General features: G+C 28.8%; 18 protein-coding genes and 2 pseudogenes. 14 read left to right on the top strand and 6 right to left on the bottom strand.

Translation table 11 applies throughout. The annotated features are described in order from the left end of the window. Nucleotides 1-40: 40 nt before the first annotated feature. Nucleotides 41-586: a DUF6512 family protein gene (locus PZA12_RS14615; RefSeq protein ID WP_103699270.1), complete on the bottom strand. Its 546-nt coding sequence runs from the start codon at nt 584-586 to the stop codon at nt 41-43. 1,004 nt (nt 587-1,590) lie between these two features. On the opposite strand from PZA12_RS14615, the gene PZA12_RS14610 reads away from it, so the two are divergent. Further along, nucleotides 1,591-2,340: a class I SAM-dependent methyltransferase gene (locus PZA12_RS14610; RefSeq protein WP_078115313.1), complete on the top strand. Its 750-nt coding sequence runs from the start codon at nt 1,591-1,593 to the stop codon at nt 2,338-2,340. Between the two features lie 258 nt (nt 2,341-2,598). Then, a complete protein-coding gene (locus PZA12_RS14605) occupies nt 2,599-3,207 on the top strand; it encodes a uridine kinase family protein (RefSeq protein WP_078115314.1) in 609 nt (202 codons plus the stop codon). A gap of 196 nt (nt 3,208-3,403) precedes the next feature. On the opposite strand, the gene PZA12_RS14600 is transcribed toward PZA12_RS14605, so the two are convergent. Continuing rightward, nucleotides 3,404-4,297 carry a ketopantoate reductase family protein gene (locus PZA12_RS14600; protein ID WP_245161762.1) on the bottom strand — a complete coding sequence of 298 codons (894 nt, stop codon included), beginning with the start codon at nt 4,295-4,297 and terminating at the stop codon, nt 3,404-3,406. A gap of 153 nt (nt 4,298-4,450) precedes the next feature. Here PZA12_RS14600 and PZA12_RS14595 point away from each other — a divergent pair, with 153 nt between their 5' ends. The 10 genes and pseudogenes from PZA12_RS14595 to PZA12_RS14550 all read left to right on the top strand — a co-directional run bounded on the left by PZA12_RS14595 (nt 4,451) and on the right by PZA12_RS14550 (nt 13,709). Then, the gene (locus PZA12_RS14595) at nt 4,451-5,038 is read left to right on the top strand and encodes a TetR/AcrR family transcriptional regulator (RefSeq protein ID WP_103699271.1); all 588 of its coding nucleotides are present in this window, start codon (nt 4,451-4,453) and stop codon (nt 5,036-5,038) included. Nucleotides 5,039-5,085: 47 nt separating this feature from the next. Beyond that, nucleotides 5,086-6,177 carry a plasmid pRiA4b ORF-3 family protein gene (locus PZA12_RS14590; protein WP_078115317.1) on the top strand — a complete coding sequence of 364 codons (1,092 nt, stop codon included), beginning with the start codon at nt 5,086-5,088 and terminating at the stop codon, nt 6,175-6,177. A 30-nt stretch (nt 6,178-6,207) separates the two neighbouring features. Continuing rightward, the gene (locus tag PZA12_RS14585; RefSeq protein WP_078115318.1) at nt 6,208-6,516 is read left to right on the top strand and encodes a nucleoside triphosphate pyrophosphohydrolase; all 309 of its coding nucleotides are present in this window, start codon (nt 6,208-6,210) and stop codon (nt 6,514-6,516) included. 37 nt (nt 6,517-6,553) lie between these two features. Next, nucleotides 6,554-6,847 (top strand): annotated as a pseudogene (locus PZA12_RS14580) (isochorismatase family protein); the annotation flags it as partial. A gap of 331 nt (nt 6,848-7,178) precedes the next feature. Beyond that, nucleotides 7,179-7,841, top strand: coding sequence for a CAP domain-containing protein (locus PZA12_RS14575; protein WP_078115319.1), 663 nt, complete (start codon nt 7,179-7,181; stop codon nt 7,839-7,841). Nucleotides 7,842-8,394: 553 nt separating this feature from the next. Continuing rightward, nucleotides 8,395-10,113 carry a methyl-accepting chemotaxis protein gene (locus PZA12_RS14570; RefSeq protein ID WP_078115320.1) on the top strand — a complete coding sequence of 573 codons (1,719 nt, stop codon included), beginning with the start codon at nt 8,395-8,397 and terminating at the stop codon, nt 10,111-10,113. Nucleotides 10,114-10,138: 25 nt separating this feature from the next. Continuing rightward, a pseudogene (locus tag PZA12_RS14565) lies at nt 10,139-10,435 on the top strand (CAP domain-containing protein); the annotation flags it as partial. A 443-nt stretch (nt 10,436-10,878) separates the two neighbouring features. Next, complete coding sequence (locus PZA12_RS14560) at nt 10,879-12,417, top strand: rhomboid family protein (protein ID WP_103699024.1); 1,539 nt, start codon at nt 10,879-10,881, stop codon at nt 12,415-12,417. 155 nt (nt 12,418-12,572) lie between these two features. Beyond that, entirely contained in the window at nt 12,573-12,794 is a 222-nt protein-coding gene (locus tag PZA12_RS14555; RefSeq protein WP_338481393.1) for a DUF429 domain-containing protein, read from the top strand. A gap of 252 nt (nt 12,795-13,046) precedes the next feature. Further along, nucleotides 13,047-13,709, top strand: coding sequence for a CAP domain-containing protein (locus tag PZA12_RS14550; protein WP_103699023.1), 663 nt, complete (start codon nt 13,047-13,049; stop codon nt 13,707-13,709). 234 nt (nt 13,710-13,943) lie between these two features. On the opposite strand, the gene PZA12_RS14545 is transcribed toward PZA12_RS14550, so the two are convergent. Genes PZA12_RS14545 through PZA12_RS14535 form a run of 3 tightly spaced genes read right to left on the bottom strand, consistent with a single transcriptional unit; the run spans nt 13,944 to nt 17,249 of the window. Continuing rightward, nucleotides 13,944-14,708 (bottom strand): DODA-type extradiol aromatic ring-opening family dioxygenase, encoded by a 765-nt coding sequence (locus PZA12_RS14545; protein WP_103699022.1) that lies wholly within the window; start codon nt 14,706-14,708, stop codon nt 13,944-13,946. A gap of 50 nt (nt 14,709-14,758) precedes the next feature. Next, nucleotides 14,759-16,753: a methyl-accepting chemotaxis protein gene (locus PZA12_RS14540; protein WP_103699021.1), complete on the bottom strand. Its 1,995-nt coding sequence runs from the start codon at nt 16,751-16,753 to the stop codon at nt 14,759-14,761. A 22-nt stretch (nt 16,754-16,775) separates the two neighbouring features. Beyond that, complete coding sequence (locus PZA12_RS14535) at nt 16,776-17,249, bottom strand: MarR family winged helix-turn-helix transcriptional regulator (protein ID WP_012059041.1); 474 nt, start codon at nt 17,247-17,249, stop codon at nt 16,776-16,778. Nucleotides 17,250-17,468: 219 nt separating this feature from the next. Between PZA12_RS14535 and PZA12_RS14530 the strand changes: the two genes are divergently transcribed. Both PZA12_RS14530 and PZA12_RS14525 read left to right on the top strand, forming a co-directional pair. Continuing rightward, entirely contained in the window at nt 17,469-17,666 is a 198-nt protein-coding gene (locus tag PZA12_RS14530) for a hypothetical protein (RefSeq protein ID WP_103699020.1), read from the top strand. A gap of 83 nt (nt 17,667-17,749) precedes the next feature. Beyond that, complete coding sequence (locus PZA12_RS14525) at nt 17,750-18,949, top strand: plasmid pRiA4b ORF-3 family protein (protein ID WP_103699019.1); 1,200 nt, start codon at nt 17,750-17,752, stop codon at nt 18,947-18,949. A 179-nt stretch (nt 18,950-19,128) separates the two neighbouring features. Here PZA12_RS14525 and PZA12_RS14520 read toward each other — a convergent pair whose 3' ends face one another. Beyond that, a complete protein-coding gene (locus tag PZA12_RS14520) occupies nt 19,129-20,157 on the bottom strand; it encodes a 3-oxoacyl-[acyl-carrier-protein] synthase III C-terminal domain-containing protein (protein WP_103699018.1) in 1,029 nt (342 codons plus the stop codon). Between the last annotated feature and the right edge of the window lie 517 nt (nt 20,158-20,674).

The following is a 20,674-nucleotide window of genomic DNA, read 5'->3' as shown; positions in this document are numbered from 1 at the left end:
CCGTTTAAAATTAAGCTGATCTATATAAAGAGGATTTGTTTTAATGAATTCCATACTGCTTAGTAATAGGGTCCATAAAAATCGGCAATTTAGGAGGACGAAAAGTAAAAAGAGTAAAACAAATTATTATTAAAGAACCTGTTATAATAGATAAATAAAAATGAAGCATAGTTAATGTTGCATATTTATAAATATGCAAAGATAAACATTGAGCTATAGAAAGCCCTAAAAATAATGAAAATATGTCAAGAAATAATGATTGTATTCCAAGAGCACCTGTGTAGGTATAGTAGAAACAAGTTATAACAATACAGCTAGTGATTACTGAAATAACAGAGCATATAACCCAGATATACAAGTTAACTTTATCTCGAAATATTAAAATGCCTAGTATATACCAAATAAAAGTAGGATAGGTAGAAAGTTTTAAATGTTCCCAGATACTTTCGTTAACAGGAGTAAAAATACCTACTATAACTGATTTACCACTCCAACCATATGCAAAGTGAGCTAATGCTCCAAGTAAAAAAGTAATTGGAATACCGATAATAAACCAAAATTCAGGACTTAAAATCATGTTATTCATAATTTAGATACATCTCCAATTTAAATTATATAACTGCTTTAAATAAAGTTATAGATACACAACTTTAAAACCTATATTTATGTGTTAACTTCCCGAAATCATAAATATTTTGATTCCGAAAAGCTATGAAAATATCGCTGAAGGTTCTAAGCAGCAGGTTGTATCCACTTTAGCATGCTCCAACTTTCCTAGGGAAGCTCGACTCATTACATTCGCTGAGGAAGTTCGAGAACCCAAAATAAAATTTTGGACTCTCACTTCACAAGCTAAAATGGAACAACCTACAGCTAAGAACCTTTAACAGCTTATTTTCAAATGTTTTCTCCACAAATATATTTATGATTTCTAGTGGAGATATGAACTTAAAGTTTTAGCAGTCTTGTAAGTGTGTTAATCTAATAAGCTGAATTCTTAAATTGTTTATCTATATAAACTAATAATAAAGCAGTTTCATATAATAAATATATGTATCATAGATGGAAATTAAAACCTAAAAGCTTTATGTAAAATTTTTGCAATATTTTTAGAATTATAATGAAGAATTATTTTTAAAGTTTATATTATATAAGTAGGAAAATTTTTAAAAATAGTGAGTAGTACAACAATTTTATATAGATAAATTAATCATAAGTTAAATTTATGTTATGAAATATATTCTAACTAGAAATAAGAATTATGCTTTTGTGAAATGTTTCGTTAGGAATTTGATGGCTCTGATTCTTAGATTAAAAGTTGTTCCAAGTATGCTAGTTCAAAGCTCGCCTTTGAGGCTAGCATCTTGGGCGCAACTTGTGATCTTAGAATCATCCATCATAATTTCCTTAGAAACTGGAACAATAGCATAATCCTTATTTCGGTGAGTTATATCCATAATTTCAGATTATACTTTGTATAACTATATAAATGATAGTTATATAAAGTATAATTAATATGCATTTCAATTATGGTATCTGTTTTGATATACTATTTTTAATGTCAGGTATATTTAAAATGGAGGTGTTTTTATGAATATTAAGTGGAATGCTAAAGGGTATACAAAAGATTTTCAGTTTGTACATCAATATGGTGAAGATGTTTTAAATTTGTTAGATATTGAGAAAGGAATGAAAGTCTTAGATCTTGGATGCGGTAATGGAGCATTAACGAAAAAGATTTCGGACATGGGGGCAGACGTAATTGGTATGGATGCATCAGGAGAAATGCTGGAAATTGCAAGAAGAAATTATCCTGAACTAACATTTATACAGGATGATGCAGTGAAATTTACTTTAAATGAACAAGTTGATGCGATATTTTCTAATGCAGTTTTTCATTGGATTGATAATCAAGATGGATTACTAGATAGTATTTATAATGGATTAAAAATAAACGGAAGCTTAGTATGTGAATTTGGAGGATACGGATGCACAGAAACAATTCATTCATTTTTGCAAAAGGCTTTTGAAGCAAGGGGATTAGAATATAAGAGAACATTCTATTTTCCAACTATTGATGAATATACGCCTATTCTTAAAAAGCATGGACTACAAACAGTATATGCAGCATTATTTGATCGTAAAACCGCACTTATAGGTGATGATGGAATGAAGAATTGGATTGAAATGTTTGTTATACAGCCTTTTAAAGGCTTAGATGACTCGTTAAAAAATGAAATTATTGATGAGACGGTAAAAAGCTTAAAACCTATTCTATATCAGAATGGAGTATGGTATGCAGATTATGTGCGAATTAGATTGAAAGCTAGAAAAATATAAAATATATATGTTACAAAAACAATTCTTCATACTAGTTCTAAAAATATTGTAAGAATTTTAACCGTAATTGTGAATCATGAATTACAAAATATCTATAGAAAAGATACAAATTTAGAGGAATATCAGTCATAAATGGTGAACAAATATATTATAGTAATAAAATAATATTAAAGCTACAAGAACATGTATAGTAATGAAGAAAGCTCTGTCTTTAGCAGGATTTTATGTAAAGTAAGCTTTTAAATATTGGAGGAAATAATGAATAAAGAACGTAAACCGCATATTTATAATGAATATAAATATGTATTTGATGAAATTAAGAACTTACTAAAAGATAATGAAAAATTAGCAATAGCCATTGATGGAAGATGTGGTGGAGGGAAGAGTTCCTTGGGAGCAATGCTTGCAGAAGAGTTTGATTGCAGCCTTTTTCACATGGATGATTTCTTCCTTCCTCCAAGAATGAAAACAAAAGAACGACTAGCAGAACCTGGAGGAAATGTTCACTACGAAAGATTTGAGGAAGAAATATTAAAGCCACTAAAATACAGCGAGCCTGCTGTATATAGAAAATATTTATGCAATAAAGGGGAGCTAAGTCAGCCTATAAAAGTAGAACCTAAGAATTTAACTATAGTTGAAGGAAGTTATAGTCTGCATCCTACACTAAGAGATTATTATGATTATAAAATTTTTATAACTATTGATCCAAAAGTGCAGCATGAACGAATTTTGAAACGTAATGGTGAAGAAAAACTTCAGGATTTTATAAACAAATGGATTCCACTGGAAGAACATTACTTTACCGAACTAGACATTGAGAACAAATGTGACATAATACTTGATACTACAAATATAAAGAGATAAATGAAAAGCTCGTAATAAATGAATTATTGAAAAAATTTAGAATATGGAAAAAGCACTACAAGTCTTTAGAGATCTAAGTAGTGCTTTTTCTTGGTTTTAAAATTTGTTTATAATTTTCGCTCAATATATAATATAGTTAGATGAAAATGCGATTAATAAAGAATAAAATAAATCATTTTTAACATAGTGACATGGCTTAATGAACTTTTTTGTGAAAAAGATCATCCAAAAGTAATATTTCTGTTTTTGCGTTTATAGCATGGTTTCCAAGCAAAACATCAATCGTAAAATCATTACTAAGCATTTTGCGATACATGGCGATGATATCATCTTCGGATAATTTGCCCATTAACTTTGTTTCCTTTGGGATTACTGGAATTCCAGCTTTAGCAACCAGATGTATATTTTGTTTCAATTCCTTGGCAATCTTAAGTAAAGTGTCTTTACTTTTTGCTGCCTCTACATCCATCATACCAGCATTTGTATAAAAATGTTTGATAACTATAGCATTGGCAGTATGAGAAATATGGAATGCTTTGATATTTTCTTGTATTTCATAATGTAAATTTGATACTTCAAATATTTGAGCAAGATCTTTAACTCTTTCAGTAATTTGTCCATTTATTTCACCGAAAATGGTTCCTTGATGCTTTTCAGAACCAAATTGGGCGTATAAAATACCGTCTTTCATATCTCCACCTGCGCCTGGAAATCCTGGGAGCAATCGCTCACCGACAATTTCAAGCCAACGGTCATATCCTATTGTGTTAGTTAATGTGATAATAGTTTTACTATGATTATTTTTAATTACTGATAGCGCAGATTCTGCCTGATCATAACGAACTGGAACAAAGATAAAATCATAGATATCATTATCTTCTAACTTCTCGATAGTCTTGATAGATATTTGCTTTATAACTCCATTATCGTTATATCTTAATCCATCCTTTTTAAGTGATTTAAGCCTTTCTCCTCGAGCTAATAGTGTGATGTCAAGTCCTGATTGTGCAAATCTAAGTGCATATATACTGCCGACTACACCGGCTCCAAATATTAAAATTCTTTTTTGTTTTATGTTCAATATTATCATTCCTCTCAAGTAATTGTGTGTATGTTGTCTAAGCAACATGTGTATGATATTATGATAATATGGTGCTATTAGCATTACAACCAGCAGATTAAATGAAAAGTTGCTTAAACAACAGATTTTAAGATTTGATGCTTTAGAAAGGGAGATTAATGGATGGTAAATCAGGATGACCCAAGAGTTTTACGCACACGACAATTAATAAGGGAAGCTTTTAGTGATTTGTTACAAAAGAAAGGATTTGATTCTATTACTGTAAAAGATATTGCACAAAAAGCTTCAATTAACCGAGCTACTTTTTATGCCCATTATGAAGATAAATATGATTTGTTAGAAGAAATCACAGAACAGGCTTTTCATAAGATGTATCCTGAAGAGGTTATGAATGCTAATGAGTTTACGGATGAAATATGTAGTCAGTTAATAATACTTACGTACAATTACATAGTGACTTTTTATAAAACATGTGGGTGGGATTCTAAATCTATTGGTACTATTGTTGATGAAAAGATAAAAAAGATGCTGCAAGAAACCATAGGAAACATATTTTTGAAAGACAAGACTTTCAGAATTGAAGATAACATTAATACAAAGATTATTTCAGCTATGACATGCTCAGCTATTTATGGAGCTGCATATTCTTGGTTTAGGGATGGGAAAAATAATCAAATTGATGTGCTTCTAGCTATTGTGCGTCCATACATAATGAACAGTTTTAATATATATCGCAACATAGATGAATAATGTTTCTATAAAAATCAAAGAAACTACCAATTTTTAAGGAGGTACGTATGTTTATAGAATGCACAAAAAAATTACAAGATGAAATTGGGATAACTGTTGAAAAGCCTTATGAAGATAAGGAGTTGTTTTCGTGGAGCGCTAATTTGATTAACACCAAGAGAAGAAATGCAGTTGTATTAGTAAACAACAGCAGTAGATTTGGATTTGTTCTCTTTGGACTTAAAGCAAAGGATTTTAAGAGGTTAGATGAACTTATTTTACAAGGTGTTAGAAGATGTTTTCAGAGTGAAAAAATAAAAGAAGAGATTATAGAGCAGTACCTGAGTGATGCTGGTACAATATGTTTTTCTAAAACAAATGGTTCAAGGTATGTTTCAAGACTAAATAAAGCATGCGAAGTTGTAGGGTATTTTGAAGAATTATTAGATTTAGAAAATATTTATCAGCCCAAAATCACAAGAAAATTGAATGCTGATATTATAAAGATAGACAAATATAACTATAAGCAACCCTACGAGCTATTACTAAAAGACCTAAAGGAAAATTACAGAGAAAATATAGTTAAATGTGAAGGTGTTAAGTTAGTGGTTAAGTTAGATTTAGGATCTTACTGTGCTGAAAGAAAGATAATTATCCCAATAGATATTAATTTTAAAGAACTCCATGAAATTCTTCAAATTTCGTTTGGATGGAAAAATTATCACTTGTATGAATTTAACGTTATTAATGAAGAAGGCGAAAATGTACTAAATGTGGTTAGTGAACATGAAGATGCTTTTTATCCAAATGGTGAATGTACGGTAGCAATAGACTCAGATACTTTTATTAAAGATTATATGAAAAAGGAATATAAAATAATATATAATTATGATTTTGGAGATAATTGGGAACATGAAATTAAAGTTGATTCTATAATACCTGACTATGATAAAAATTATCCAATTTGTATAGCGGGAATGGAAAATGCACCACCAGAGGATGTAGGTGGTATACCAGGTTATGAAAAATTTCTTGAAATTATGTCAAATCCTAATCATTCAGAATATGAAGAAATGAAGCGCTGGTCAGATATTAACTGGAATAAAAATTTTTGCATGGATCTTGTAAATAAAAGGTTGAAATATGCTTTACGTAATTAACGTAAATATATATGAAAAGAGTGAGAAACAATGAAAGTATACAATAAATTAGTAAGAGATAAAATCCCAGAAATAATAAAAGCTGATGGAAGAGAATGTGATATAGAAATCGCAACTAAAGAAAGAAAGTATGAGCTTTTAGAAGCAAAGCTAAAAGAAGAAGTTAATGAATTTTTAGAAGATAAGAATTTAGAAGAATTAGCTGATGTAATGGAAGTTTTGTTTGGACTTGCTGACAGCTTAGGCTTTAGTGAAGAAGAACTTATAAAAGCTAGAGACAAGAAAAGAGAAGAACGTGGAGGATTTAAGGAAGGGATTGTCCTTAAAAGTACAAAATAAATTTATTATGAAAATACAACAGCAATAGAGGTAAATAACAGTAAATGCTCATATTGTTACAAAAAGGCAATGGGGAGCATTTTATGGTACAGATTTAGATTTACAGTTAATACGTAGAGGAATTGATACAATTGTGTTAGGAGGAATTTCAACTAACATTGGAGTTGATACTACAGCAAGAGAAGCTTTCCAACATGGCTATAATCAAATTTTTGTAGAAGATGCAATGACAGCAATAAGTAAAGAAGAACATGAATATGTTTGTAAATATATATTCCCTAGAATAGGCAAGATTAGAACAAGTGAACAAATGATTTCTTTATTAAAATAAGTATTGAAAGATAGATGAGAAGAATATATAGAACATATAGTTTATTATATCTTCTTCTTTTTATTATTAAAAAAATATAGGGGAGTATCCTTGGCACTTTAAGATGTTAAATGATATTATGGTGTATAAAGAAGCATACAATAACATACTAAAGCAAACTTAAGACAATATCTTTTAAAACAATATAGCAATCGAAAATTGTGTTGATTATTGTCGAAAAGATGATAAGATAGAGACATGTCCTTACTCGAAAGCAACAAAAACTTAAAAATGTTTTTTGACTAAATAAAAATCATAAGGACAAATAAAACATATAGAAGGAGAAAAACTAATGAGAAAGAATGGTTTAAGAAGAATAGTAACTACAGTTATTGCAGCTACAACAATAGGGAGTTTCTCATCATTAGGAGTATCTGCAGCAACAATTAATTCAAATGTTAACGATTATAATAATGTAAATATAAATAATCTTTTAAATACAAATTTACTTATGAATACTTCTAATGGAAATAACGTTGGTAATACAGATGCAGTTTCAAAAAGCGGCACAAATGTAACATCAGTAAGTGTACAGGGGCTACCTAACCTGCCGACAAATTATTCAATCAGCATACAAAATTCTGCTGAAGATAAGATTCTTCAATTAATGAATGAAAAAAGAACAGAAGCAGGTCTTCAGCCATTAACTATAGATAATACATTAGTACAAGTTGCACGATATAAGAGTGATAACATGATTCAAAATAATTTCTTTAATCATACAAATCCAGACGGAACAAAGTGGACAAACTGGTTACACACAATAGGATATACTTATACTACATCAGGAGAAAATATCGCATATAACACTTCTGACCCAGTTGAATTATTTAATCAATGGTGGAACTCACCAGGTCATAGAGCAAATATGATGAATGAAAAATATACTAAGGTTGGTATAGGTGTAATCTACGGAAATAACAAATACATGGGAACACAAGAATTCTCAAACTAATGATTAGTGATAAAAATAAGAGCTTATGTAAATAGGCTCTTATTTTGTACTGTATAAGTGTAAGTGTAGGCTATAAATAGTTATACATTTGCGCTTATTTTTATTTACTTACTTATATATATACGTTGCAAAATTAATTCTTCATCACAATTATAAACATATTGCAAGAATTTTAGCATGAATTGTGAAATGTGCATTGTGAATTGCAACATATATACTAAAAATATCATATTTATATCTTTGTATTCAATCAATTATTATGGTGTAATCAGCATTTTAATAATGTAAAATTTCTTTGTAATGTTATAAATAAGTATATCTATTAATTCGAAAAGTTAAGGATTAGAGAATTATTAAAATATAAGTTAAATATTAGTAATAAGATATTAATATATATGATTTTAATTAATTATGTGGAATAAATCTCCGAAAATAATATGATAAAGTGTCAAAGTTATGCGAAAAAAGTAAAAAATAGAATAAATATAATAGACATTATGGTTTAAATTAAAGTATAATTAACATATCGAAAAAAATATTGGGAGGAATAATGATGGGGTTTAGTAAAATTAAGTTATCAACCAAACTAATTATAGCATTTTCATTAATGATTATTCTAATTATGGGAGTATCCTCACTAGCTATACTTAGATTAAGCCAAATTAATGGAACTGTTGATCAATTAATTGACGTAGAAAATGAGAAAGTATCAGCTGCATATAATATGAGAGGGAGCCTTAACAAAATTGCAATTAGTATAAGAAATATATCAATTAGCAATGATATGGATTATATGAATGAGCAAAAAAAAATACTAGATAAGAATAAAATTATTTATTATGAAAACGAAGATAAACTTGGTAGCTTAGTTTATACTGAAAAAGGCAAAAAAATATTTAAGGAAATAAAGAAAAATTCTGAATCAGCATTTTCAGCATTTGATGAAGCTGTTAATTTAGGAATGAGAACTGGAGTATCAACCGAAGAACTTCAAAATATTATTACTAATATAGAGAAACCACAAGGTGAATTACTTTTAAGCATAGAAAATATGATAGAGGCTCAAAATAATTTAATGAAATCACAAGGAGAACTTTCTAAAGAGATAACAGATAGTTCTAAACAGCAAATGGTTATACTATTAGTAGTAAGTATTATTATAGGAATTTTATTTATGTACTTAATTAGAAAAAGTGTTATAAATCAAGTAAAAGAAGTTATGAAAGGTGCAGGAAAACTAGCAGATGGTAACTTTGATATACAAATGAAAGTAGTTGCTAAAGATGAAATAGGGAATACTGTAACTGCATTAAATGGTGCAGTTGAAAAACTGAACGAAAGTATGTTGTTTATTAAAGATAAAAGTAAAAGTATCCTTGAGAGTAGCGAATTAACAAATAAAATGTTTTCAGAGGTAAGTTCTAAAGTAGATGAAATATCAGCGGCGACAGAAGAAATATCAGCAGGAATGGAAGAATCATCAGCAGCAGTTGAAGAAGTTACATCTATGGCTGCTACAGTGAAAGAGGAAGTCAATGTAACAGCTAAAAAAGCACAAGATGGATTAAATGTTGCATTGAATATACAAGAAAAAGCAGTTTCAATCAATAATGATTCTATTAAATCAAGGGAAAATGCAGAGAGAATATATAGGGAAACAAAAATTGGATTAGAAAAAGCATTGAAGGAAGTTGAAGTTGTAAACGAGATATCAGAAATGGCAAAAAGTATAGATGCGATAGCAGCGCAAACTAATTTACTTGCGCTAAATGCAGCAATAGAGTCCGCTAGAGCAGGGGAAGCTGGTAAAGGATTTGCTGTTGTAGCAGAAGAAGTTAGAAAACTTGCGGAACAATCATCGCTAACAGTTTCTGAAATTCAGAATAAAATAAGTGCTGTATTAGCTTCAGTTGGAAAACTTTCAGGTTCATCACAAGATATCTTAGTATTTATAGAAAAAGAGGTTCTTAAAGATTATGATAAACTAATTACTATAAGTGCTGAGTATAAAAAGGATGGAGATACTTTTAAAGAGATTATAGGTAACTTTGCAGAAGTTTCTGAAAGTGTTTCTGAGTCTGTGGATCAAATTTCAAAAAGTATGGAAGATGTTGCAATTTCAGTATCAGAAGTAGCTAAATCATCTGCTAATATTGTTTCAAATGTTATTGATGTAAGCAACAAAAATGAATCTATATTAGCTGCATCTAACAATAATGCAGAAAGTGCTTTAAAGTTAGAAGAAATTATTGATCAATTTAAATTAAAATAAAATATAAATGTAAGGAAAACGTTATTCATTAGTGCAAGTTGCACGATATAAGAGTGACGACATGATTCAAAATAATTTCTTTGATCATACAAATCCAGACGGAACAAAGTGGACAAACTGGTTAGACACGATAGGCTATACTTATACTACAGCAGGAGAGAATATTGCATATAACGCTTTAAACCTGGTTGAATTATTTAATCAATGGTGGAATTCACTAGGTCATAGAGCAAATATGATGAATGAAAAATATACTAAGGTTGGTATAGGTGTAATCTATGGAAATAACAAATACATGGGAACACAAGAATTCTCAAACTAGTGATTAGTAATAAAAATTAAATATTTAGTTAATGTATAAAAGAGGTGCTATTCATTGAACAGCACCTCTACTTAATTTTTGACTGAAAAAAGACTGGAAGTGGTTAAAAATGATTATAAGATGAAAAGCCTAAAGTGTATTTAGAAAAGCTAATTATGTTAAGTATAAATTTCAACTACAATATTTGTATAGTGGTTTAAATTAGTTTACAAAAAGAAAAATAAAGAGCTGCATCAAGAATTTGGGATATAAGAATTTATTTGTAAAATAGGTAATTGTTATGATAATATACTAATGTGTACTAGCAGTAATAAAATTGAGTGAATTAATATAAGTAACATTAACTAGTTTAGGGGGATAAAGTTAAAATATAGGTGCAAAGGAAAATAGGCTGAGTACTCATATAACTTAATAGAAAATGAATACTGAGATAGGGGGATTATATGTATAAAAATGAAATTGAAATAATAATGAAGAGCTTTACTCAATATAAGGATTTTATACCTTTATGTGATGAAGAAAACAAAGTAAGAACAGATGAAAAAGATAATATAATGATAAAAGATTATTTTGGCACAATGATTGTGCTGGAATTAATAAATGGAGACTTGTTTTCAGAAGAGGAAATAAGACAATATTTCATAGATGTGAAAGAAAATCTTTTAAACATTGATAAAAATAAAATTGTATATTCTTTCGGGATATTTATTTTTGAAAATGACCCACCAATAGATAAAGTTAAGATTATTGAAGATAACCAGGTCAATAAAGTAAAAGGTAAAAAATATTTAAGAAGCATAGTTGTGAATCTTGAAAAGCAAAGTGTTGTGAGCCATTCTAAAACTAAAAGGGATGAGTTTGGGGTAAAAAAACATTTAAATAAGTATTTTAGTGAATATAAGAAAAGTGATAATTCACTTATAAGCTTTGAGGACATTGTAGAGAAAAAGAAATTAGAATCCAGAATTGAGTTTAAGAGTGAAAAACCAACAATTACATATATATTAATTGCATTAAATCTTTTAGTATTTGCAATAATGGGGTTATATTCATGGGACTCAGGTACAGATTACAATGCACTACTATTGCAATTTGGAAGTAAAGAAAATGGTCATATATTGCAAGGAGAATATTGGAGATTTATAGCACCAATATTTTTACATGCGAACATAGTTCACGTAGCTTTAAATTGTTACTCATTATATTTTATAGGAATTCTAGCTGAAAGAGTTTTTGGAAAAGCTAAGTTTATAGCTATATATTTTGCGGCAGGAATTTTGGGTAATATATTTAGTTTCGCATTTAATTCAAGTCCTGGAGTGGGAGCATCAGGAGCTATCTTTGGATTATTTGGAGCTATACTTTTTATATGTATAGAGAAACCTGCATTATTTAAGTCTGGATTAGGAGTAAACATTGTTGGAGTAATATGCGCAAACTTATTTTATGGATTTACTAAATCAGGAATAGATAATTTTGCACATTTAGGAGGACTTATAGGAGGATTAATTTTTGCAGGAATTTTCAATGAATCGAAAAAGAGGTTATGGTATTTTAATAGATATGCCTACTTATTACTAGCGCTTATAATAACATCAGCAACAGTTTTTTGGGGATTTAATAATACTCAAAGTAAAACAACAAGATTAGTAACTCAACTAGAACAAAATTTTAAAGCGCAAAATTGGAAAGAGGTTGAAAAAACTTCTAAGGAAATTTTGGCATCAAATCCATCTAAGGATATAAACACTTATGCTTTAAAATGCATTATTAATTCAGATATCTTTTTAATGAAATACGATGCTGCTGTTAACTATTCAAAAAACTTAGAACAATTAGACCAAAAAGATGGGCATTACTTTTTGGGAATAGTATATTATAATGCAAAAAATTTTGATTTAGCAAGACAAGAGCTACTTAAAGCGAAATCTCTTGGAGCTAATTATAATAATATAGATGAAATACTAAAAAGTATGAAGTAAGCTATTTAAGGAAAGAGCTAAAAATAAATATTAAATACAAACTATATGTTTTTGGTAAGAGTTTATGTAAAAGTAAGCTCTTATTTTTATTGCAGTATATAGTTGAGTTATGGAATAAACACTAGTAACATACGTCCAGAAGATGAAGCACTGAAATATCTAAAGGGAGTGCATCAAGAATATTTAATGTTCCTTGCAGACAAGTGGTATATATGCCAAACTATGAAATTTCAAATGAGAAGAATAAAGAAACACTAGGAAAAAGAATAAGAAGCCAATCCTTCGAAATATTTAACAAAATTAAAGAAATGAATGAATTCTTAAATAAATCACAAATAAGAAAAACAATAAATACTAAAGAATATAGAAAAATATAGGGGAGTATCCTTTGCACTTTAAGATGTTAAATGATATTATGGTGCATAAAGACGTATACAAGAACATACTAAAGCAAGTTCAAGACAATATCATTTAAATCAATAAATTGAGAAAAATCCATGTTGAATATTGTCGAAAAGATGATAAGATAGAGACATGTCCTTACTCGAAAGCAACAAAAACTTAAAAAACACTTTTTGTTTAAATAAAAATCATAAGGACAAATAAAACATATAGAAGGAGAAAAACTAATGAGAAAGAATGGTTTAAGAAGAATAGTAACTACAGTTATTGCAGCTACAACAATAGGAAGTTTCTCATCATTAGGAGTATCTGCAGCAACAATTAATTCAAATATTAACGATTATAACAATGTAAATATAAATAATCTTTTAAATACAAATTCACTTATGAATACGTTTAATGCAAATAACGCTAGTAATACAGATGCAGTTTCAAAAAGCGGCACAAATGCAACATCAGTAAATGTACAGGGGTTACCTAATCTGCCGACAAATTATTCAATCAGCATGCAAAATTCTGCTGAGGATAAAATTCTTCAATTAATGAATGAAAAAAGAAAAGAAGCTGCTCTTCAGCCATTAACTATAGATAATACGTTAGTGCAAGTTGCGCGATATAAGAGTGACGACATGATTCAAAATAATTTCTTTGATCACACAAATCCAGACGGAACAAAGTGGACAAACTGGTTACACACAATAGGCTATACTTATACTACAGCGGGAGAGAATATTGCATATAACACTTCTGACCCAGTTGAATTATTTAATCAATGGTGGAACTCACCAGGTCATAGAGCAAATATGATGAATGAAAAATACACTAAGGTTGGTATAGGTGTAATCTACGGAAATAACAAATACATGGGAACACAAGAATTCTCAAACTAATGATTAGTGATAAAAATAAGAGCTTATGTAAATAGGCTCTTATTTGCTACTGTATAAGTGTAAGTGTGGGCTATAAATAAGTGGTTATACATTTACACTTATTTTTATTTACAATTAAGAGAGCAAGCATCAAACAAAACAGATAAGAGGATTAATGACAAATGAAGTCATAAATCCTCTTATCAAAAGAACTAAAATCTAAACTGAGAATGCTGAGTTTCAATGCAAATCTGTCTAAAATTCATAGCAAAGATAACTTAAGTTTCCTAATTGGTAATCTCTAAATATAACTCTAGGGGTTAATTCAGAACTACTGCCTAAAGCTATAAATAATGGGACAAGATGATCTGCAGTTGGAACTGCTAAGTTAGCATGAGGAGCATATTTTTTATAGTTATTAAGGGCATTCATGTCCTTGTTTCCTATCTTGTCAATTAACCAATCATCAAATTCTTTAGACCAAGAATCAATTGCCTTACTATCAAAATTAACTAATCTTAGATTATGAACTGTATTTCCACTTCCAAGAATTAAAATATCTTCAGAACCAAGCTCTTTGATGGCATTACCTATTTTAATTTGCTGCTCAATAGGTAGAGTATAATTTATAGAAACTTGAATAACTGGTATATTTGCTTTCGGATAAAGATGCTTTAAAAGAGTCCATGCACCGTGATCTAGGCCCCTTGTTAAATCTGTTTTTACATCAATACCTGAATTTATTAATTTATTTTTAATTTTTGTTGCAATAGTGCTAGAACCTCGTGCAGGGTATTTAATTTTATAGAGTTCTTCTGGAAATCCATAAAAATCATACACAGTATCATATATAGCATCAGAAGCAGAAATAGTAAGTGTTTCAGTTGTCCAATGGGCTGTGAACACAACTATAGCTTTAGGATTAATAGATCTTCCAAGGTCATTTAAAAATTTAGTATACACGCTTTGCTCAATTGCCATCATAGGTGAACCATGAGCTAAAAATAAAGGTTTAATCATATAATAAACACCTCCAAATATTTTGTTAAATTAAATATATTCCGTAATAATTAAACTATAAATTTATTTTGTTCAGTGATTAATTTCTTTGTCATATTATTTAAGGTAGCAGAAGCTTTTGCAACTTCATTAGATAGCTTGTACATTTCGTCAGTAGAAGCAGATATTTCTTCAGATGAAGCTGATATTTCTTCGGCTATAGCAGATGTACTTTCAATCTTATCAAGAATATCATCCTTTTCTTTATTTATTTCTATAGTTGCCACATTTACAGTTTGTACTTTTGGAATTACGGTTTTAATAACATCAATTATATTTTCAAATGAGTTTATAGTTTCATTTATAATGCTAACTTGATTGTTAAGTTCTGTGGTCATGCTATTTGTATCATCTTTTATTACATTAGTATTATTAGAGATATCAGATACTAATTTACTAATATTTTGAGATGAAGACTTTGTTTGTTCTGCCAAGGCTTTTACTTCATTTGCTACCACTCCAAAACCCTTACCAGCTTCACCAGCATTTGCAGCTTCTATAGATGCATTTAATGCTAATAAGTTAGTTTGATCTGCTATTGAATTAATGATTTGTACTATATTATTTATTTCTTTTATATTGCTGCTAAAAGTAATAATTTTATTAGATAAATTTTTAAAGGATATGCTTATGCTGCTTACTGTATCCATTAATAACTTCATGCTTGAGCTGCTATTATTTGCAAGTTCATTCATTATTATTGTATTTTTATCTATATCTTTAGTGTTAATTACAATATCTTCAAGTTTACTACTGAAGATATTTAAGATTGTAGTGATTTCCATTAGATTATTCGCTTGAGAATTAATTCCAATTGCTACCTCTTGCATTGAATTCGCTACATTATTAGAAGATAAGACCATGTTTTGAGATATAGTTGATAAATTACCTGAGTTTTCATCAATTATTAGGGAACTGTCCTTAGATATTTTAATCATATCTCCAATTGAGTTCTGCATAGTATTCATAGAGTTAGCTATATCACCAATTTCATCTTTAATGTATAAATATTTTTCACTTATCTTATTAGTGAAATTTCCAGTAGCCAATATATTTAAGGAATTAGAAGCATATCTAATTCTTTTAGATAGTCTATTGGAAATAATATAAATTACAAGAATTCCAATAATCAAAAATAATATAGATGTAAGGGCTATTGAGAATTTTAGAGAGTTGAGTTCTGATAAAAGTTCCGATTTTTCTAAAATAACAACTACAGACCATTTTTCTTTTTCAATTGGAGCAAAGCCTCCATAAGATTCTTTTCCACCAAAAGTATATAAATTCAAACCAGTTTCACCAGCTATCATTCTCTTTTGCATATCAGCGATACCTTTTAGACTAGGATCTTTTTCTGCTTCTCTTATAGAATTATATTGATTTAATGGCATACTTGAATCCTTATAAGCAATACTATTGCTTTGACTGTTAATCATATAGGCACTTCCAGTTTTACCAAAAGAGATCTTCTTAATCATCTCACTAAGTTCCATTCCATCTCTAACTGATACTAACACGCCTATAATTGAGTCATCATTTTTTATTGGTACTGAATATACCATTGTCATTGCAGTTTTGCCTTCATTAACTTCAGGATCATTAATAAAATTTTCTCCAGACATTGATTTCTTAAAATAAGTAGTATCTTTTATATTAGTTTGTTCACCAGTAGTATATATAATGTTTCCATTCATATCAGCGTATCCCATTTTAATACTACCATTTCTCTTTGCTTCAGCTTTTAAAATGGTCATTAATTTATCTGGAGTATCATTGTTTAATGAAGCAGTCTTAGCAGTAACTTCTAGTGAATTTAATTGATTATCTAAATTAGCCTGAACAGTATTAGAAGCCTGAATAGCTATTTCTGGTAATGTCTTTGTAATATTTGATATTAAAGCGTTAGATGCATTAATATAAGAAATAATTCCAAATCCAGTGCTTACAACTAAGAGTAATATACTTATCAGAATAATTAATTTTGATTTTATAGTTTTTATAAACATAATTAAACCATCTCCTTAATATTTATTTCATAGTTTTCTTATCTTCATATAGATCTCGCATTTTTATAATCAAGTTCTGAGCTTTTAATAGTGATTGAGATAACTCAGCTATTTCTTCATTAGAAAGAACATTAAATCGTTCTAAAAAAATATCCTCTCCAGTTGCAGCAACAGATGAAATAAGATTTAATGATTTATTTGATAGTGATAAATAAACAATTCTTTTATCTTTTTCATCTTGTTTTTTTATCAAGTAACCAAGATTATATAAAGCATTAATACTTCTGCTTGTATTTGGTACAGATATGTTTAATTTTTTACTTATTCTTGATGCTGTAGTAGTACCTTCAAAATGAATAAAATTCAGTATTTTTGAAAGAAGGGGAGTGATTTCTGTATTAGTTAGGTCTGGAATGAGATCTATAAACTCAACATTAAATAAACTATAAAAGTTAACCATATTTAAAATTAATTCTCTATTATCTTTTTTAGTCATATGAAAACTCCTTTGATAATTATTATTAGTAAAAGATATTATAACAATATAGTTATCATTTGACAACTATTTTATAAGTTTTATATAGAAATTATTTACAAAGACAAAGTGGAAAAGATTTATTCTAAAAAGTCGCAGATTTTCTTGGATTTCAGAAAAAGAACTTATGAATATGTATATTGAAGAAGATTTTGGGAAATATGAAATTAAGCAAATACTATGTGCCTTTTTAGAAAAGATGGAAGCTGTGAACTAGAAGCATGCAAACCAGAAAGATGCAAAAGGTATCCATTTACTGATAACCTTGAAAGAATTATTAGTTTAATTAATATAATTGAATCGACAAGTGTTTGTTATGTTGTATTTGAAATGATTGAAATATTAAAAAAGGAATATGGATTTAAAAGAAGAAAATAATTTTATATAGTCATGATCAAATTTAACCTGATAAATAAAATTCAATCACAAAAAATATAAAAACTGAGGATGGATTAATAAAAATGAGTAATATTAACAGTTCAATAAACGATTTTGAAAAATTTATAGAATTTATAGAAAATGAAAAGCCTATACTCTCAGCGACTCAGGAAGTATTAGGCAGAAAGGATTGCTATAATCTAAACATGATCCTTGAAAATAAAAAAGATGTAATAAATCCTAGTTATAATCAAGATAAATATTTTGCAATAGACTTGATGTTTTCACTAGTTCTTGCAAGTAAGCTTTATATAAAGGCTAACGATGAAAAGGGAAAAGTAAGACTCTTTAAAACAGATAAGTTAGAAAGTTTTCAAAATTTAAATGAAGATGAAAAATATGCTTTCTTACTCCAAACTTATTGGACCCAATATGATTTTGAAACAAAATTTGATAGAACTCATAATATAGCGGCTTTTTACAATATTTTAGCTGAGATAGCTAGTGCTAAACAGGGAGATATAATTGTAAAAGATGAAATGGATATTTCAAATGTAATGTATTCAACTGGGGCTGCATTTTTTCATCATTTAAAGTTCTTTAGTTTTGGTGAACTAGAATTAATTAATGGTGCAAAAACAAGGTATGAAGATACGATAAAAAGTTTTTCGCCAAATGAATTTGGGATTAAAACAAGTATATTACTTCTAACAAAGGCTATTCAGTATTGGAATAGAGAAGATGTTCCAGTATTACTAGAGTATTATAATTTAAAAGTTACAACTAACAAAAACGAAAAAGCATTTGACGTTTTTAAAACCATCTTTAAAGGGAACACTGTTAAAAATACAGTAGAAGAAAGTAAGATAAATAAAGGCGGAACGTATACTTTTAAAGTAAGTTTATCAAAGACTGTATGGAGAAAAATAAATTTAGCATATAAGCATACTTTTGGGGATTTACATAATGCTATTCAAGAAGCCTTTGAATTTGATAATGATCACTTATATGCATTTTTTATAGGAGGCAACAGAAGAAAAGGAATATACTGTAAGTATGCAGAGTACGAAGGACCTGTAGCAGAAACTACGACTATAGCAAGTTTAAATCTTTATAAAGGAGAAAGACTTCTATACTTATTTGATTTTGGGGACGAATGGGAATTTAATGTGGAGCTTGCTGAAATAAATGAAGAAGCACCAGTTCCTTTGAAACCTATGATTATAGAATCAAAAGGAAAGTCACCTCATCAGTACAGTGGAGGCTGGGGCCTTTATGAATAATGTAATTGTAAATAGATACTATTATTAATTTTTAACAAAATTAAGTTTAAGTTATGGGACTTTTAACGAGAGTTTATGTAATGTAAGCTCTTAATTTTATAGAAAACAGTAGGTAATGATAATTAAACTACTGTTTTTTTGTTGTGAGAATGAATTTGATATGGAAAAATATTATATTATTAAAGTCTATATAAAGCCATTAAAGTTGTAATTCCTACACCAGTACCATTCATTAATACATTTGAACCTTCTGATACGATACCTCTTTTTATAGCATCTTCCAATTGAAAAATTTCACTGTTTAAACCAAGGTATCCTAATTCTTCACTCTGGAATGTGAATTTCTTTTCATAAGTGTCAGGATATACTGATTGAATGAAATCTTCACATGTGTGTTTTGCTAGAGGTGATAATAAAACATAGTCGAGTTCATCAACTGTTAGTCCGTTATTTTCACATAAATCTAGTGTTAAGTCTGTCCAAATTTTAGTATATGGTGTGCCTCCCTTTGGATGTGATGAAAACTTTAATGTTTCTTTATCTGCAATGTCAGTTCTTAAATATTTAGAGAATCCAATTTGAGGGTTTCTAACAAAATCTATTTCAAATGAAGTATCTGTAATTTGAACTGAATCTATAAATCCTCGTTCAATATCTTCTTGAACGAGTTCTAGTACTACAGCAGATGCACTATCTGAGAATCCAACTCTAGAAACATCATCTTTTCTTCCATAAGCACTCATCATAACGCTTCCAACTACAAGGGCTTTTTTATATCTCTTATTAGTTTTTAATAGTCTTGTTACTGTATCTATTGCAACTGTCATACCAGCACAATCACAGTTTATATCAAAAACTACTTTAACATTTTTTGCATCAAGTTTATTCTGTATTAATAAGGCATTACTTGGACTTAGGTATTCTGGAGTGTTAGATGCAAATACTATTACATCTAAATCATCTACACTGATTTTTCCATTATCAAGTGCCTTTTCTGCTGCTTTAATGGCCATAGTTATTGTTGTTTCTTCAATATCAGTCGATACATACCTATATTTTCTTCCTAGAGCTTCAAAGATATGCTCTAAGTCAATATCATACTCTTTGAATTGCTCAATATATGGCTCGTTACCAATTTTATTAGCTGCTAAGTAAGTCCCCATCCCTTTAATTATAACATTTGAAAAATGCTCTTTAGTGTTATTCATTTTTTTATCCCCTTTTGTTAAAGTTTTGTTTTAGGCACATGAAAGAAAATAACAAGTTCAAAATACCATGATTATTTTTCATCAGCAAGAAATCAGATTGTTGTCATAGCGGGCCTATTATAGCAATCTACTTACGTAGCATGGTTGAAAATATGCTTAGCAGATGAATTTATTATTTTTTTTTGATTGTGCCTTATATGTAAAGTAGAAACTTAAGGTTTAAAACTCCCTTAAGTATTACTTAACTACATTATTGTAAAATTGCATGTGCACATTATACCAAACATAAGACTACCTAGCAAATCAACTAAGTTATGGATTCAAAGTTATTAATATATTTTTATGTATATAGAAATGTCTAATAGGAAACATCAAGTATATTTAATGTCCCTTACAGGCAAGTGGTATATATGCCAAGCCATAAAAGTGCAAATGTAAAGAATAAAGAAATACTAGGAAATAAAACTTTTAAAGAATAGCAGGAGAACATGTTATAGCAAAGGTTCCAAAGGGTGAA

Source organism: Clostridium beijerinckii, assembly GCF_036699995.1.
Classification (GTDB): Bacteria; Bacillota; Clostridia; order Clostridiales; family Clostridiaceae; genus Clostridium; species Clostridium helianthi.
The sequence above is the reverse complement of the archived record's forward strand: the minus strand, read 5'-3'. Positions and strand labels throughout refer to the sequence as shown.

What these genes read in the sequence shown, in the direction of transcription:
- PZA12_RS14615 (WP_103699270.1), bottom strand. Translation starts at nt 586, where the DNA reads ATGAATAACATGATTTTAAGTCCTGAATTTTGGTTTATTATCGGTATT.
- PZA12_RS14610 (WP_078115313.1), top strand. Translation starts at nt 1,591, where the DNA reads ATGAATATTAAGTGGAATGCTAAAGGGTATACAAAAGATTTTCAGTTT.
- PZA12_RS14605 (WP_078115314.1), top strand. Translation starts at nt 2,599, where the DNA reads ATGAATAAAGAACGTAAACCGCATATTTATAATGAATATAAATATGTA.
- PZA12_RS14600 (WP_245161762.1), bottom strand. Translation starts at nt 4,297, where the DNA reads ATGATAATATTGAACATAAAACAAAAAAGAATTTTAATATTTGGAGCC.
- PZA12_RS14595 (WP_103699271.1), top strand. Translation starts at nt 4,451, where the DNA reads ATGGTAAATCAGGATGACCCAAGAGTTTTACGCACACGACAATTAATA.
- PZA12_RS14590 (WP_078115317.1), top strand. Translation starts at nt 5,086, where the DNA reads ATGTTTATAGAATGCACAAAAAAATTACAAGATGAAATTGGGATAACT.
- PZA12_RS14585 (WP_078115318.1), top strand. Translation starts at nt 6,208, where the DNA reads ATGAAAGTATACAATAAATTAGTAAGAGATAAAATCCCAGAAATAATA.
- PZA12_RS14575 (WP_078115319.1), top strand. Translation starts at nt 7,179, where the DNA reads ATGAGAAAGAATGGTTTAAGAAGAATAGTAACTACAGTTATTGCAGCT.
- PZA12_RS14570 (WP_078115320.1), top strand. Translation starts at nt 8,395, where the DNA reads ATGGGGTTTAGTAAAATTAAGTTATCAACCAAACTAATTATAGCATTT.
- PZA12_RS14560 (WP_103699024.1), top strand. Translation starts at nt 10,879, where the DNA reads ATGTATAAAAATGAAATTGAAATAATAATGAAGAGCTTTACTCAATAT.
- PZA12_RS14550 (WP_103699023.1), top strand. Translation starts at nt 13,047, where the DNA reads ATGAGAAAGAATGGTTTAAGAAGAATAGTAACTACAGTTATTGCAGCT.
- PZA12_RS14545 (WP_103699022.1), bottom strand. Translation starts at nt 14,708, where the DNA reads ATGATTAAACCTTTATTTTTAGCTCATGGTTCACCTATGATGGCAATT.
- PZA12_RS14540 (WP_103699021.1), bottom strand. Translation starts at nt 16,753, where the DNA reads ATGTTTATAAAAACTATAAAATCAAAATTAATTATTCTGATAAGTATA.
- PZA12_RS14535 (WP_012059041.1), bottom strand. Translation starts at nt 17,249, where the DNA reads ATGACTAAAAAAGATAATAGAGAATTAATTTTAAATATGGTTAACTTT.
- PZA12_RS14530 (WP_103699020.1), top strand. Translation starts at nt 17,469, where the DNA reads ATGTGCCTTTTTAGAAAAGATGGAAGCTGTGAACTAGAAGCATGCAAA.
- PZA12_RS14525 (WP_103699019.1), top strand. Translation starts at nt 17,750, where the DNA reads ATGAGTAATATTAACAGTTCAATAAACGATTTTGAAAAATTTATAGAA.
- PZA12_RS14520 (WP_103699018.1), bottom strand. Translation starts at nt 20,157, where the DNA reads ATGAATAACACTAAAGAGCATTTTTCAAATGTTATAATTAAAGGGATG.